Origin of the sequence: Actinacidiphila acididurans (genome assembly GCF_016918855.1) — a bacterium.
GTDB lineage: Bacteria > Actinomycetota > Actinomycetes > Streptomycetales > Streptomycetaceae > Actinacidiphila > Actinacidiphila acididurans.
The window spans coordinates 50,346-63,561 of record NZ_JADKYB010000018.1 but is presented as its reverse complement, the minus strand read 5'-3'; the positions used below and the strand labels follow the sequence as shown (position 1 = coordinate 63,561).

At 73.5% G+C, this 13,216-nt stretch carries 14 protein-coding genes; 6 read left to right on the top strand and 8 right to left on the bottom strand.

What is annotated here, in order from left to right; translation table 11 throughout:
* Positions 1-41: 41 nt before the first annotated feature.
* Entirely contained in the window at positions 42-938 is an 897-nt protein-coding gene (locus ITX44_RS28745; RefSeq protein ID WP_205360516.1) for a YhjD/YihY/BrkB family envelope integrity protein, read from the top strand.
* Here ITX44_RS28745 and ITX44_RS28740 read toward each other — a convergent pair.
* Positions 935-2,047, bottom strand: coding sequence for a HesA/MoeB/ThiF family protein (locus ITX44_RS28740; protein WP_205360750.1), 1,113 nt, complete (start codon positions 2,045-2,047; stop codon positions 935-937). The two genes, ITX44_RS28745 and ITX44_RS28740, sit on opposite strands and share 4 nt — an antisense overlap.
* A 270-nt stretch (positions 2,048-2,317) precedes the next feature.
* Here ITX44_RS28740 and ITX44_RS28735 point away from each other — a divergent pair, with 270 nt between their 5' ends.
* Entirely contained in the window at positions 2,318-3,619 is a 1,302-nt protein-coding gene (locus ITX44_RS28735; protein ID WP_205360508.1) for a M14 family zinc carboxypeptidase, read from the top strand.
* Between the two features lie 131 nt (positions 3,620-3,750).
* On the opposite strand, the gene ITX44_RS28730 is transcribed toward ITX44_RS28735, so the two are convergent.
* Positions 3,751-4,782, bottom strand: coding sequence for an aspartate-semialdehyde dehydrogenase (locus ITX44_RS28730; RefSeq protein ID WP_205360506.1), 1,032 nt, complete (start codon positions 4,780-4,782; stop codon positions 3,751-3,753).
* A gap of 97 nt (positions 4,783-4,879) precedes the next feature.
* On the bottom strand, positions 4,880-6,112 hold the full coding sequence (locus ITX44_RS41595; RefSeq protein ID WP_236061894.1) for a dihydrodipicolinate synthase family protein: 1,233 nt from the start codon (positions 6,110-6,112) through the stop codon (positions 4,880-4,882).
* An 84-nt stretch (positions 6,113-6,196) separates the two neighbouring features.
* Between ITX44_RS41595 and ITX44_RS28715 the strand changes: the two genes are divergently transcribed.
* Positions 6,197-6,607: a GNAT family N-acetyltransferase gene (locus ITX44_RS28715; RefSeq protein WP_205360497.1), complete on the top strand. Its 411-nt coding sequence runs from the start codon at positions 6,197-6,199 to the stop codon at positions 6,605-6,607.
* A gap of 34 nt (positions 6,608-6,641) precedes the next feature.
* Here the strand turns inward: ITX44_RS28715 and ITX44_RS28710 are convergent, their stop codons facing one another.
* Both ITX44_RS28710 and ITX44_RS28705 read right to left on the bottom strand, forming a co-directional pair.
* Positions 6,642-7,442 carry an HAD family hydrolase gene (locus tag ITX44_RS28710; RefSeq protein ID WP_205360496.1) on the bottom strand — a complete coding sequence of 267 codons (801 nt, stop codon included), beginning with the start codon at positions 7,440-7,442 and terminating at the stop codon, positions 6,642-6,644.
* Positions 7,443-7,475: 33 nt separating this feature from the next.
* Positions 7,476-8,345, bottom strand: a complete 870-nt coding sequence (locus tag ITX44_RS28705; protein WP_205360494.1) for a GntR family transcriptional regulator — start codon at positions 8,343-8,345, stop codon at positions 7,476-7,478.
* A 246-nt stretch (positions 8,346-8,591) separates the two neighbouring features.
* Here ITX44_RS28705 and ITX44_RS28700 point away from each other — a divergent pair, with 246 nt between their 5' ends.
* A complete protein-coding gene (locus ITX44_RS28700) occupies positions 8,592-8,786 on the top strand; it encodes a hypothetical protein (RefSeq protein WP_205360493.1) in 195 nt (64 codons plus the stop codon).
* 16 nt (positions 8,787-8,802) lie between these two features.
* Here ITX44_RS28700 and ITX44_RS28695 read toward each other — a convergent pair whose 3' ends face one another.
* Both ITX44_RS28695 and ITX44_RS28690 read right to left on the bottom strand, forming a co-directional pair.
* Positions 8,803-10,059 carry a GNAT family N-acetyltransferase gene (locus ITX44_RS28695; RefSeq protein WP_205360491.1) on the bottom strand — a complete coding sequence of 419 codons (1,257 nt, stop codon included), beginning with the start codon at positions 10,057-10,059 and terminating at the stop codon, positions 8,803-8,805.
* 126 nt (positions 10,060-10,185) lie between these two features.
* Positions 10,186-10,758 carry a TetR/AcrR family transcriptional regulator gene (locus ITX44_RS28690; RefSeq protein ID WP_205360489.1) on the bottom strand — a complete coding sequence of 191 codons (573 nt, stop codon included), beginning with the start codon at positions 10,756-10,758 and terminating at the stop codon, positions 10,186-10,188.
* A 112-nt stretch (positions 10,759-10,870) separates the two neighbouring features.
* On the opposite strand from ITX44_RS28690, the gene ITX44_RS28685 reads away from it, so the two are divergent.
* Complete coding sequence (locus tag ITX44_RS28685; protein ID WP_205360487.1) at positions 10,871-11,755, top strand: SDR family oxidoreductase; 885 nt, start codon at positions 10,871-10,873, stop codon at positions 11,753-11,755.
* A gap of 196 nt (positions 11,756-11,951) precedes the next feature.
* Here ITX44_RS28685 and ITX44_RS28680 read toward each other — a convergent pair whose 3' ends face one another.
* Entirely contained in the window at positions 11,952-12,590 is a 639-nt protein-coding gene (locus ITX44_RS28680; RefSeq protein ID WP_205360485.1) for an RsiG family protein, read from the bottom strand.
* A gap of 196 nt (positions 12,591-12,786) precedes the next feature.
* Here ITX44_RS28680 and dtd point away from each other — a divergent pair, with 196 nt between their 5' ends.
* Positions 12,787-13,212 carry a D-aminoacyl-tRNA deacylase gene (gene dtd, locus ITX44_RS28675; protein ID WP_205360483.1) on the top strand — a complete coding sequence of 142 codons (426 nt, stop codon included), beginning with the start codon at positions 12,787-12,789 and terminating at the stop codon, positions 13,210-13,212.
* The last annotated feature ends 4 nt before the right edge of the window (positions 13,213-13,216 follow it).

The window sequence follows — 13,216 nt, the reverse complement described above, 5'->3', positions numbered from 1 at the left end:
AGGTATCCACTGCGGTAACGCTGCGGAGAGGTGACGACGTCATGGCCGGACTGAAAGGCGCCTGGAAGCGGTCCGCGACCGGGCGGCTGTGGAAGCAGGCCGTGCACATCGAACTGATGCACCGTTCGATGGGCTTCGCCGCGCTCGGCTTCGTCACGCTCATGCCGCTGCTGGTCGTGGTGGCCGCCGCGACCCCCTGGGAGCACCGGCCGGGCTTCGCCCAGTGGGTGGTGGACGGCATGGGCCTGAACGACCAGGGCGCGAGCAGCGTACGCGGGCTGTTCGCGGCGCCCGGCAATGTCCTGAGCGCCACCAGCGCGTGGAGCCTGGCGTCGCTGGCGTACTTCGGGCTCACCTTCGTGGCCAGCATCGAGACGGGCTACCGCAAGATCTGGGACCTGCCGGCCGGGCCCTGGCACCGGGACCTGCGCCGCACGGTGTGGCTCGCGGTGCTCACCGGCTACCTGTTCTGCGAGTCGCAGAGCGCCGAGGTGCTGGGCAGCGGGCCGGCGTCGCGGGTGACGCGGATCGTGCTGACCTTCGTGCTGGGCGTGGTCTTCTTCGCCTGGGGCCAGCGCTTCCTGCTCGGCGGCATGATCACCGCGCGCACCGCGCTGCCCGGCGCGGTCTTCACCATGCTCGGGCTGGCCGGCCTGCGGGTGTTCTCCCAGCTCGTCTTCGCCAAGATGACGGTCTCCAACGCCGACACCTACGGCCCGGTCGGCACCGTGCTCACCGTGGTCACCTGGCTGGTCGGCGTGGGCTTCGTGGTGTTCGGCGGCGCGCTGCTCGGCCGCCACCTGCGCGACGGGCGGATGCTGCGCCGCGGCGGCGAGATACCGCGCCCGCGCCGCCCCGAGGAGTGGTACGAGGTCGCCGAGGAGACCCCGCAGGACATGCTGTGGCGCTCGGACGGCGCGGGCGGCACCATCGACTAGGCGGCGCCGGGCGCGAGGCGCGCGGTGCCGCAGGCCGGGCAGTCCGGGCGACGGGGATGGCGGATCAGCACGGGATCGCCGAGCGCCATCAGGTTGAGCCCGAAGCGGAAGCCCGGCTCGGTGGGCGGCACCCCGGTGAGGTACGCCAGCGCCGCGTGGGCGACCAGGGTGCCGGAGAGGGTGGCGGTGACCGCGCTCGCCGGGTTCCAGGGCATCCGCGGGGAGGCGGCGTCCTCGCTCTGGCCCGGGGCCAGCCGCAGGTCGCGGCGGGCGATCTCGCCGGCCCGCTGGCACTCCCAGCAGGGGCCCGCGCCCGGCACGTGCAGCCCGGCGGTGATCAGCGGGCCGCGGTAGCCGCCCTCCACCCAGGGCAGCCCCAGGCGCAGGCAGACCCGGTTGGCCCAGCGGCGGATGTCCGGCGGCCGGTCGGCGCCGAGGACGAGGATGTCGTACGGGGCCGCGGTCAGCAGCGCGGCCAGGTCGTCGGGGCCGCGCACCTCGCGGCGCTCCCCGGTAACCGTGACGTCGGAGTTCAGCGATTTCAGGGCGGTCAGCGCGGCGGCCACCTTGGGGCGGCCGATGTCGGTCTCGCGGTAGAGCAACTGGCGGTTGAGGTTGGACAGTTCGACCACGTCGGGGTCCACCGCGTGCAGCCGGCCCAGCCCCGAGGCGACCAGCACCTGAGCGGCGGCGCCGCCCGTACCGCCGACACCCAGCACCAGCGCGCGGGCCCGGCGTAATCGGGCCTGCGCCGCCCACGGGGTGCTGCGCGGGCTGAGGTCCATCCAGCGCAGCAGCGCCACCCCGCGCCCGTGCCGGACCCGGTCGCGCTCGCCGAGGTCCGGCGGCAGCGGCGCGGCGGCGTCGTCGACGAACCCGGCCGCCCGCAGTTCCGCCATGGCCGCGCGTACCGTCTCCGGCGGCACGGACGGATGGCGGGCGGCGACCTCGGCGGTGATCAGGTCGACGGTCCGGGTGCCGTCCATGGCCTCGGTCAGGGCCCACACCCAGCCGTCGGGATCCTCGATCTCGGCGCCGATCCCGTAGATGACGCTGCCGATCCGGACGTTTCCGTCCACGGTGCGGTAGGGCCGGTGCTCGGGTTTGATCCGGGGCCGCAGCAGTTCCCCGGTGTCCCCGTCGGCCCGCGATGCGCTCGTCACGCACTCCCCCCTCACGCCCAATGCGCGCCCTTGACACTGTCCCCGGGTCGCCGCAGCCTTGGCAAGGCGCGGGAGAAAACCGGGGAGAAAACCGGGGGAAGGGCATCAACTCCCGTGCCACACAGCCGACTTGAGGGGAGTCATCATGGCTGCGACCATCGTCATCCGACCGCTGGACAAGAGGGAGACCACGGGCGACAGCAACGCGTCCGGCACGTGACGTCGGCACTTTCGGGAACAGCCGACGCATATCCCAGCGTCGCGGAGGTCGCTGCTGCGGCCTCCGCGTTCGCGCGTCTGCGCCCGGGACTGTGCGTGCTGCGCGAGGTCGGCCGCTCCCGCCGGGGCCGGCCGCTGCACCTGCTGACGGTGGGGCGCGGGCGGCGCAACGTGCTGGTGGTCGCCGGGCCGCACTCCGACGAGCGGGTCGGCGCGGCGACCGCGCTGCGGCTGGCCGAACGGGTGACCGCCGACTCCCGGCTGCACGTGCGCGCGGACGCCTCCTGGCACTTCCTGCTCTGCCTCGACCCGGACGGCACGCTGCACACCGAGGCCGGGCCCGCCGTCCGCCGCACCCCCGCCGAGCACTTCCGGCACGCCTACCGCCCGCCCGCCGACGAACAGCCGGAGTGGGCGCCCTCGCTGCGCGCCGCGGACGACCAGCTGCCCGAGTCGCTGGTGCTGACCGCCCTGATCGACGAGCTGCGGCCCTTCCTGCAGTGCTCGCTGCACGGCAACGACCTCGGCGGGAGCTGGATCCAGCTCACCCGGGACCTGCCGGGCCTGGCCGAGCCGCTGCTGAAGCTGTCCGCCGAACGCGACGTGCCGGTGCAGACCGGCACCTACGACGCGATGTACTGGACGGTCTCCGGCCCCGGCGTCTACGTGATGCCCGCGCCCGGCGAGCCCACCCAGTTCGCCAGCCTCCCGGAGGACGTCAACCGCTCCACCTGGATCCGGCCGCACCGCTACGGCGGGACGACCGCGCTGTTCGAGGTGCCGATGTGGGCCTCCCGCAAGGTGGCCGACAGCGCCCCGCACCCGGACCCGGCGCGCGCGATGACCGAACTCGCGGGGCTGCTGCGCCGGCAGTCGGCCCGTACCGCCGCGCTGCTGGACCGGGTCCGGCCGCTGCTGCCCGAGCCCGGCGGCTCCCCCGCCGCGCCGCCGCTGCTGCGGGTGGCCGAGGAGCTGGCCACGATAAGCCACAGCGTGGCCGGGGACTGGGAGGAGTTCCACCGGCCGCCGGTGGAGCTCACGCTGGCGCACCTGAGCGCCCTGGACATCGCGGCCCGCCGGATCTCGCTGCGCGCCACCGGGGTGCTGCTGCGGCTGCTGGACGGGCTGCCGGGCACGGCCCCCGCGCACCTGCGCGCCGCCTGCGAGCACCAGCTCGCGCACTGGGCGGACGAGCTGTCCGCCGGGCACGACCTGGCCTGGGTGCCGGTGGACGTGCAGACCGATCTCCAGGCGGAGGCGGTGCTGGCGGCCTTCCGGCTGCTGGTGTGGGGGCCGTGACCGCGGCTGCCGGTACGGGGCCGTGACCGGCCCGGCGGCGTCCGGAGAGGCCGCCGGGCGTGGCGTACGTACGAAGCGCGTACGGGCCCGTGGGCGTCGCACGACTCGTACGGGCGGCCTAGCCTACCGGCTCAGATCGCGGCCAGCTCGGCGGCGACCAGCTCGGCGACCTGGACGGCGTTGAGCGCGGCGCCCTTGCGGAGGTTGTCGCTGGAGACGAAGAGCGCGAGGCCGTTCTCGACCGTCTCGTCCACCCGGATCCGGCCCACGTAGGAGGCGTCCTTGCCGGCGGCCTGGAGCGGGGTGGGGATCTCGGAGATCTCCACGCCGGGCGCGGCGGCCAGCAGATCGTAGGCCCGCTCGACGGACAGCGGGCGGGCGAAGCGGGCGTTGATCTGCAGCGAGTGGCCGGTGAAGACGGGCACGCGCACGCAGGTGCCGGACACCTTGAGCTCCGGGATCTCCAGGATCTTGCGGGACTCGTGGCGGAGCTTCTGCTCCTCGTCGGTCTCGTGCAGGCCGTCGTCCACGATCCTGCCGGCCAGCGGCAGCACGTTGTACGCGATCGGCCGCGCGTACACCTCGGGCTCGGGGAAGTCGGCGGCCTCGCCGTCGAAGGTGAGCCGGTCGGCGTTCTCGGTGACCTTCAGCGCCTGGCGGTGCAGCTCGGCGACGCCGGCCAGGCCCGCGCCGGACACCGCCTGGTACGTGGTGGCGACCATGGAGACCAGGCCGGCCTCCTGGTGCAGCGGCTGCAGCACCGGCATGGCGGCCATGGTGGTGCAGTTCGGGTTGGCGACGATGCCCTTGGGACGCTCGGCCAGCGCGTGCGGGTTGACCTCGGAGACGATCAGCGGGACCTCGGGGTCGCGGCGCCAGGCGGAGGAGTTGTCGATCACCACCGCGCCCTGGGCGGCCACCTTCTCGGCCAGCTCGCGGGATGTGGAGCCGCCCGCCGAGAAGAGCACGATGTCCAGGCCGCTGTAGTCGGCGGTGGCCGCGTCCTCCACGACGACCTCGCCGCCGGCCCACGGCAGCGGCCGGCCGGCCGAGCGGGCCGAGGCGAACAGCCGCAGCTCGGTCACCGGGAACTTGCGCTCGGCCAGCACCTGGCGCATGACCCCGCCGACCTGTCCGGTGGCTCCGACGATTCCGATCCTCATCCGGTCTCTCTCCGATCTGGTGCGCCGTGGGGGCTCGCGGGTCCCGTCCCGTCCGCTTCGAGTATCACCCGGCGCGGCGGCCGGACGCCCCCGGGTTTCAAGTGACGAGACGCACCCGGGCGGGGCCGCTCGCGGCGGGCCCGTCGAGTCCGGCGAGCCCGGCGAGCCCGTCCAGGGCGCCCAGCGCGTCCTCGAACGCCTCCCGGCCGGCGGGCAGCAGCGGCAGCCGGACGTCGGGGGTGGGGATGCGGCCCTGGGCGTGCAGCACCGCCTTGATCACGGCCGGGTTGGGCTCCCGGAACAGAGCCGCGGCCAGTGCGGAAAGCCGGTGGCCGAGGGCCACGGCGCCGTCGGGCGCTGCATGACCGAGGGCCGGGTCGGCCCCGGGCGCCGCGTGGCGGAGGACCGGGCCGCGGCCGGACGCCGCGTGGCCAGCCGCACGGCCAAGGGCCGAGCCACCAGCGGACGCCGCGTGACCGGGGCCCGGGACGCCGCCGGACGCCGCGTGGCCAGCCGCACGGCCAAGGGCCGAGCCACCAGTGGGCGCCGCGTGACCGAGGGCCGGGATGCCGCGGGGCGCCCCGGGCCCCGGGACAGGGGCGCCGCCGGTCGCCGCACGGCCGGCCGACTCGCCGGAGCCGGTGCCGTCACCGCCTGGCCCGTCGCCGCGCGCCGCGAGCCGTACCCACTGGGCGGTCGCCAGGTGCGCGGAGGCCAGGATGCCGCCGTGCGCGCCCAGCGCGAACAGCGCCGGGGCCAGCACGTCGTCCCCGGCCAGCACCTCGAAGCCGGCCGGCAGGTCGCCCAGCAGCTCCACGGTCTGCGCGTCTATGACGTCGACCGCGTACTTCACCCCGGCGATCCCGGGCAGCGCGGCCAGTTCCCGCAGCGCGGCGGCGCTCAGCGGCTGACCGGTGCGGCGCGGGACGTGGTAGACGAGCAGCGGTACGGGCCCGGCGGCGGCCAGCGCGCGGAAGTGCGCGACCACCCCGGCTTCGCCCGGACGGGTGAAGGGCGGGACGGTGACGAGCGCGGCGTCCGGCAGCACCGGCAGCGTCTCCAGGGCAGCCAGCGCGGCCGCCGCGCGCTCCGTGCCGGACGCACTGACGCCGACCGTGAAGCGCGCGCCGTGCTCCCGGCAGACCCGGCCGACCACCGCGGCGACCTCGGCCCGTTCCTCGTCCGCCAGACCCGCCGGCTCCCCGGTGGTGCCGAGCGCGACCAGCCCGCCGGCGCCGTCGGCCAGCACCTCGTGCGCCAGCTCCTCCAGCGCGGCGGTCGCCACGCTCCCGTCCTCGGCGAACGGCGTGATCAGCGGTACGTGGATCATGCCGTCGAGTCTCGCCCTGGGCACACCGAAGGTCCAGTTAATTGTCGTGCAGTGAACCCTTAAGCACCTCTACGCTTCCCGGGCATGTACGAGATCTCGGCCGATCCGGCCCGCCTCGATGTCCCCCGTATCCACCAGTGGCTGTCCACGGACGCCTACTGGGCGCTCGGCCGCCCGCTGGAGAAGATGGAGGCCGCGATAGCCGGCTCCCTCAACTTCGGCGCCTACCACAGCGGGACGGGCGAGCAGCACGCGTACGCCCGCGTGGTCACCGACCGGGCCACCTTCGCCTGGCTCTGCGACGTCTACGTCGCCCCCGCCGCCCGCGGCCAGGGCGTGGCCACCCGGCTCCTGACCGCGGCCCGCGAGCACCTCGCCCCCTTCGGCCTGCGCCGCGTCCTGCTGGCCACCGACGACGCGCACCCGCTCTACGCCAAGCTCGGCTTCGAGCCGCTGACGCACCCGGGCAAGTGGATGGCGCTCGGGCTGCAGTAGCGGGGACCGCGGCCCGGCACCGGGGCCCGCGGGCTCAGCGGGCGGCGACCGGCGGGTCGAGCACGCGGGCGGCCGCCGCCAGCGAGGCCATGCCCACCACCACCGGGTGCGGCTCGGCGCGCCGGAGCCGGGCCACGCGCTCGGGGGTGTGCGCGAAGCCGAGGAAGCCGACCCCCGCGGCCGTGGCGGCCTCCGCGTCCGACGCCGAGTCACCGATCATCAGGCACTCGCGGGGATCGGCGTCCAGCGCCTCGATCGCCCGCAGCAGGCAGTCGGGGTCCGGCTTCATGCGGCTCGGGTCCTCGGGGTCCCGGCCGAAGACCCGGTCCCCGAACGGCTCGTCCAGGTGATGCGTGCGCAGATACGTACGCACCGAGCCGGGCGAGTTGTTGGTGGTGACCGCCAGCAGCTTGCCGTGGCCGGCCGCGGCGCGGACGAACTCGGCGGCGTACGGGGTGGGTTCGGCGGACCGCGCCGCCACGTCCTCCTCCCGGGTGAGGAGTTCCTCCAGTTCGAGGATCAGCCCCGGGTCGGCGCCCGGTTCCGGGCGGCCGTCGGCGTCGGGCGGTTCGGTGCCGGAGGCGACGCGGGCGATGGGCGCCTTGGGGCCCAGGCAGTACAGGATCGCGTGCGGGTCGCGGGTGCGGGCCAGCCGCTCGTCGGTGATGCGCAGGCCCCGGTGGGCGAGCCGGTCGTGCATGGCGAGGGCGATCCGGTCGGCCCGGTGCCGGTAGAAGAGCCTGCAGATCGGCCCGTCGAAGTCCAGCAGCAGACAGCGGGCCGACAGCAGGCTCCGCAGATCGGAGGGAGTCGGCTCTTCGGAGGGTGTGGTCACAGTGGGCGTCTCGGTGGGGTAGACAGCGGGTGATCAGAGCGTAAGGGGGAACGGTTCGGCGATCGTGGACCAGTAGGAGTCGAACCAGCGCTGCGCCTCGGCGACGAATTCGCGGCCCTGCTCGTCGCCGCTCTCCGGCCGCGCGGAGTAGTGGAAGAGCGGGGCGCCGAGGCCGAGGCCGTCGTAGATGTCCAGGTCCTCGCCGTTGATGTCGACCGGCCGTTCTATGACCCGGTAGAGGCCGTACAGCACCTCGGTGCCGTTGACGATGTAGAGCTTGCTCACGGGGGTGATGCTCAGCCCCCTGACCTCGAGGTTCACCTCGGGAACCAGGCGCAGTTCGCGGAGCCCCTTGATCATGGTCTCCATCAGGAGGGCGGTGCTCCGCGTCAGCATGCGCACCCGGAGCAGCGGGCGCTCGTCGGCGGGGTCGGCGATGAGCCGGGGCAGGGCGAGCGGGGCCTGCGGCGAGGGGAGCAGCAGCCGTACGGTGATCGACTCCGGCCTGAGCTCCCTGGCCCGGATGCGCCGGACCGGCCCCTGGAGCGCCGCATGCAGGGTTTCCGACGTCAGGGAGTGGACGTCGAGCGTGACGTGCCGGACCTGGAAGGCGGCCTCGATGTGCGCCGACAGGCTGCGGCCGGCCGCGTTCATGGTGGCGCGGCTGCGGTCCGTCACATAAGTGCCGCGTCCCTGCTGCGAGTCGATCCATCCCTCGTGCCGGAGGTCGTCCAGGGCACGCTGAATGGTCCCCCGGGTCACGGCGAATCGGCGCGCCAGTGCCGTCTGGGTCGGCATCTGCGCCCCGGCCGGGAGGGCCCCACGGTTGATCTCGTCACGGAGTACTTGCGCGATCTTCTTGTACGGCGCCACGCCGCCGAGGTCGTCCGTGCTCACGCGCATACGCTACATCCTTTCACCCAACCTTTCGCCCAACCCACAACACTTGGCCAAGCGTTGTTTGTTGATCTCCACCATATGGCAAGAACATGATGGAGATAGTTAGTCAACTTCGACGATTTGACTGAGAGTTGATGGCGCAGGATCAGCACTGGACCGACACCGGCCCGACAATGCGTCAACTCTCCCTGGCAGGTTGAGCACAACTTGCCCAACACAAGAAGGGCAGTCTCGGGGGAAAGGACGATCATGGTCACGCAAATAGTGCTGTGGCTCGTTCAGCAAGCACTGGAAACGCGCTACGGGCCGCTGATGACACTGGGCCTGCTGGCGCTGGGGATGGGCATCCGCTCGTCCCGCACGCCGGGCACACGCCCCGGCGAGACCACGTACTACTGCGTCGGCGGAGTCCTCGTGGTGCTGGCCTGGCTGGCCCACCGCTGAGCCCGACGCCGGGGCATCAGAAAACGTCCGGACACCAGGGCCGGCGAGGGGTGCGGAACAGGACATCGGTGGTCCTGGCCGCACCCGTGCTGTGTTCGGCCAGCCGGCCGAGGGCCGCGAGGCGGACCGCGGACTCGTCGCCGAGGTAGAGCGAGGCCAGGTCCGCGGCGGAGAGGGTCACGTCCGGGGACGCGTAGGCGGGGGCCGGCAGGCAGGACGCGGCGCCCTTGGCGTCGGTCTCCAGCAGGAAGCGGCCGCCGGCCGGACCGGCCGGGTCGACGACCTCCAGGACCAGGGCAGCCGGGCCCGTGCCCTGATACGTACGGGCGGACAGCGCCGCCGGGACGTCGAGCAGCCGCAGCCACATGAAGTCCGCGTACGTCTCGGTCCGCGCGGCCCGCGTGTCGCCGAGCAGCAGCGGCAGGATGTCGTCCGGGGCGCGGTGCCCCGTCCTGATCAGCGTCACCCAGTCCAGTGACATCAGGTAGCGCCACAGGGCGGCCTCGGCGGCAGGGGTCACCGCCACGAGATCGCGCACGTCGGCCGCGACCCGGGGCAGCTTGTTCGGCCAGTGCGTGTCGTCGATGTCGTACGCGACCAGGCCCTCCACCCGGCCGTCGGCGGCGCGGTACAGCGCGTAAAAGGGCTCCTTCCACGGGCGGGAGGGCAGTCGGCGCTCACCGGTGCTGAGCTCCCACCAGTACGGGGTCCGGTCGATCGCGCCGTGCGTCACCGCGCGGACCCGGTCGTGCAGGGCCGGGCCCGCCTCCCGGACCTCGGCGAGGCTCGCGAGGTCCACCCGGGCGCCGTCGGGCGGGCCCGCGTACCGCCCGTCCAGCGCGGCCCGCGGCACGTCCACCTCCCAGTCGGTGACCCAGGTCGCCGGGCCGAAGCCGAACCGGCCGTAGATCGGGTACTCCGCCGCGATCAGGATCGACACCGCGTCGCCGCGCTCCTTGGCGTCCGCCAGGTCCGCCGCCATCAACCGCGAGGCCAGGCGGCGGCGGCGGTGCGTGGCCGTCACCGAGACGTTCGTGATCGCCGAGGCGGGGACGGCCGCGCCGCCCGGCACCGTCAGCTCGCGCGGCATGCTGCGGAAGGTGGCCACGCAGCGGCCCGCGTCGAACGCTCCCCTGGTACGCGTCAGGTCGTACGACGGCCGGCGCGCGGCGACCTCCTCCTCCGTCACCGAGGGGGAGATCAGGAACCCGGCGTGCAGGGCCCTCAGCCAGTCGGCGACGTCACCCTCGTCCAGGGCGCGGATGGTGGTCATAGCCGCACGTTAGGGGGCCGTACTCCCGGGTGCACCTGAATTTTTTTGTGCGGCTCGCCGGTCCGTCCCTGCCCTCAATCGCCGGGCGGGCTCGGGAAGTCGTTCGGGCCGGGCCCGGTATGTCCCCTAGGTCAGGGTGGTCAGGGCCGCGCGGAGGGTGCTGAAGGTGTCGCGGGTGAGGGCGGTCAGGGACTGGCCGTTGGCGGGGGCGACCCATTGGTCGAAGGCCTGGTAGAAGGCGCGGATGCCGAGTTCGGCGGCGAGGCCGGCGGTGGGTTCGGGGACGCCGCGCTGGTGGAGGGCGCCGGTGAGGGCGTCAGTGAGCTTGGCGCGCTTCAGGGCGGCGCGTTCCTGGAGTTCGGTGTGGCCGGCGATGACGGGGCGGAGCTTGGCGCTGAACTCGCGGCGGTCGTCGGCCCAGAAGGCGGTGAGGGCGTCGAGGGCCGCGCCGACCGCTTCGAGGGGGGTGGCCGAGGCGGGCACCGCGGCGACGGCGTCGTTGAGGAGCCCGGTGTGCAGGTCCTGGCCGGCGAAGAGGACTTCGCGTTTGTCGCGGAAGTGCCGGAAGAAGGTGGTCTTGGTCAGGCCGGCCCGATCGGCGATCTCGTTGACGGTGGTGGCGTCGTAGCCCTGCTCGACGAACAGGTCGACGGCGGCGTGCAGCAGCCGTTCCTGTGCGTTCGGTTCCCATCGAGCCATGCGCACAGCATAAGTGATGTGACTTGGTAACGTCACTTGGGCTATGGTGATGTTACCAAGTCACATCACTCCGCCCGGCCCGGGCGGAGCCCCCTTTTCTGGAGAGCTGCACATGCGTGTATTCGTCACCGGCGCCAGCGGCCACATCGCGTCGGCCGTGGTGCCCGAACTGATCGACGCCGGACACGAGGTGACCGGTCTGGCCCGGTCCGACGCCTCGGCCGCCGTCGTCAAGGCCCTGGGCGCGGAGGTGCGCCGCGGCGACCTCGACGACCTGGACGGGCTGCGCGAGGCCGCGGCCGAGGCGGACGCGGTCGTCCACCTCGCGTTCGACCACGATGCCGTCCCGGCGGGGCGGTTCGCCGAGGCGGCGGCCGCCGATCTGAGGGTGGCGCGGACGTTCGGCGACGCGCTGGCCGGCACGGGCAAGACCCTCATAGGCGTCGGCCTGACGCCCACCGGTGATTCCAAGCTCGACGCCGCCATCGAGGCGAATCCGCGGTCCGCGGTCTGGCGCGAGATCGCCGCGTACGCCGAACGCGGGGTGCGGACCGTGCTCGTCGCGATCCCGCCGGTCACCCACAGCGCCCGGGACCGGATCGGCTTCGTCCCGAGCCTGATCGATATTGCCCGCGCGAAGGGTGTGTCCGGCTACGTCGGCGACGGCTCCAACCGCTGGGCCGCGGCCCACGCCCTTGACGTCGGCCGCCTCTACCGGCTCGCCCTGGAGAAGGCCCCGGCCAGCGCGCAGCTCTACGCCGCGGCCGAGGAGGGCATCACGGTGCGCGAGATCGCCGAGAGCATCGGCAGGCACTTGGGAGTGCCGGCCGTGAGCATTCCGGCCGACCGCGCCACCGAGCACTTCGGAGGGTTCCCGTTCGCCGGGCTCGACCTCACGATGCCCGTCGGGGAGACCGGACGTTTGCTCGGGTGGGAGCCGGTGCAGGTCGGATTGCTCGCGGATCTGGAGGACGGCCACTACTTCGCCGCGGCGTGAGCTTCAGCAATCCGTCGAAGGGCTCCCTCGTATCTCTGCCCTCAATCGCCGGGCGGGCTCAGAATTTTGGCCTTCGCCCGCACGGGCCCCCTGCTCCCCGGGGCAGGCTCCGACTCCGCTCGACTCCCTCCGGTCCGCTGCCCTCAAACGCCGGGCGGGCTTGGAAGGTGCCCGGGTTCGCCCGGCCCGGTGAGGGTCAGGCTTCGTCCGCCAAAAGATCGTCGACGTGGGCTTCGCCGGCGCGGTAGCGGCGGGCGATTTCGGTGGAGGAGGCGTCGATGGTGAGCTGGAGGGTGTGGCGGCGGCCGGAGACATGTTGCTCGTGGCGGACGAGGCGGGCGTGGGCGGCGTGGAGTTCGGCGTCGGTGCGGGCCGAGAGGTCGGAGAGCTCGACCTCGGAGAGCATGTCCTCGGCGAGGCGGCGGACGGTGTCGGTCAGGGGGGTGCCGAGGGTGACGTGGCGGGCGGAGGAGCGGACGGTGGAGGGCTCGTCGGTGAGGATCTCGGGAAGCCGGTCGACAAGGGCGGCGGGGGCGGGGGCGACCCTGCGGGCGAGCTCGGCCTGGAGGATGTCGATCCGGCCGTGCAGCATGCGCCGCAGGTAGGACAGGTCGGCCTCTTCCCGCTGTGCGTCGCGGCGCAGGGTGCGCAGGGTGGCGAGGCCGAGGGCGCCGAGGTCGGGCGCGGACGGCTCCGCGAGCGGATCGCGCGGCCCGGGCGGGAGCGGCGGACCCGATGCGTCGGCCATGAGCATGCGGTGGTCCTTCATGGTGAACGCCGCCGGTTCGGCGGGCGCGGCGGTGCCGGAAGTCTGTCCAGCGGCAGGTGTGGTCATGCCTGTCCCCTCCTGACGGCGCGTACGCCACCCAGGATTCCGATGCTGCCACCTGCCGGTCACGCAGCGCAGCGTCTCTGCACCCGTTCGGCCGTCGCTACAGATGTACGAGGCGCCCGACCGGGCGTACGCGCCCGGGAGCGCACGCCCCCACCCGGCGCACCACCCCCGCCGCAGGACCCGCCACAATGAGGCCATGCGAGCGGTGGCCCAGCGGGTGAGTCAGGCGAAGGTCGAGGTCGGCGGCGAGGTGGTCGGCGCCATCGAGGGGCCGGGGCTGTGCGTCCTGGTCGGGGTGACGCACGACGACACCAAGGAGAAGGCCGCGGCGCTGGCCCGCAAGCTGTGGACGCTGCGGATCCTGCCGGACGAGGCGTCCTGCTCCGACATCGACGCCCCGCTGCTGGTGATCAGCCAGTTCACGCTGTACGGCGACGCCCGCAAGGGCCGCCGCCCGACCTGGAACGCCGCCGCCCCCGGCCACCTGGCCGAGCCGCTGGTGGACGAGGTGGTGGCGCAGTTGCGGGCGCTGGGCGCCACCGTCGAGACCGGCGTGTTCGGCGCCGAGATGAAGGTGTCCCTCACCAACGAGGGACCCTTCACCGTCGTCGTGGAGATGTAGCCGG

Excerpts from the sequence above, each read along its gene's own strand:
- ITX44_RS28680 (WP_205360485.1), bottom strand. The coding sequence starts at position 12,590 with ATGACCACACCTGCCGCTGGACAGACTTCCGGCACCGCCGCGCCCGCC.
- ITX44_RS28695 (WP_205360491.1), bottom strand. The coding sequence starts at position 10,059 with ATGACCACCATCCGCGCCCTGGACGAGGGTGACGTCGCCGACTGGCTG.
- ITX44_RS28685 (WP_205360487.1), top strand. The coding sequence starts at position 10,871 with ATGCGTGTATTCGTCACCGGCGCCAGCGGCCACATCGCGTCGGCCGTG.
- dtd (WP_205360483.1), top strand. The coding sequence starts at position 12,787 with ATGCGAGCGGTGGCCCAGCGGGTGAGTCAGGCGAAGGTCGAGGTCGGC.
- ITX44_RS41595 (WP_236061894.1), bottom strand. The coding sequence starts at position 6,112 with ATGATCCACGTACCGCTGATCACGCCGTTCGCCGAGGACGGGAGCGTG.
- ITX44_RS28690 (WP_205360489.1), bottom strand. The coding sequence starts at position 10,758 with ATGGCTCGATGGGAACCGAACGCACAGGAACGGCTGCTGCACGCCGCC.
- ITX44_RS28700 (WP_205360493.1), top strand. The coding sequence starts at position 8,592 with ATGGTCACGCAAATAGTGCTGTGGCTCGTTCAGCAAGCACTGGAAACG.
- ITX44_RS28730 (WP_205360506.1), bottom strand. The coding sequence starts at position 4,782 with ATGAGGATCGGAATCGTCGGAGCCACCGGACAGGTCGGCGGGGTCATG.
- ITX44_RS28715 (WP_205360497.1), top strand. The coding sequence starts at position 6,197 with ATGTACGAGATCTCGGCCGATCCGGCCCGCCTCGATGTCCCCCGTATC.
- ITX44_RS28705 (WP_205360494.1), bottom strand. The coding sequence starts at position 8,345 with ATGCGCGTGAGCACGGACGACCTCGGCGGCGTGGCGCCGTACAAGAAG.
- ITX44_RS28745 (WP_205360516.1), top strand. The coding sequence starts at position 42 with ATGGCCGGACTGAAAGGCGCCTGGAAGCGGTCCGCGACCGGGCGGCTG.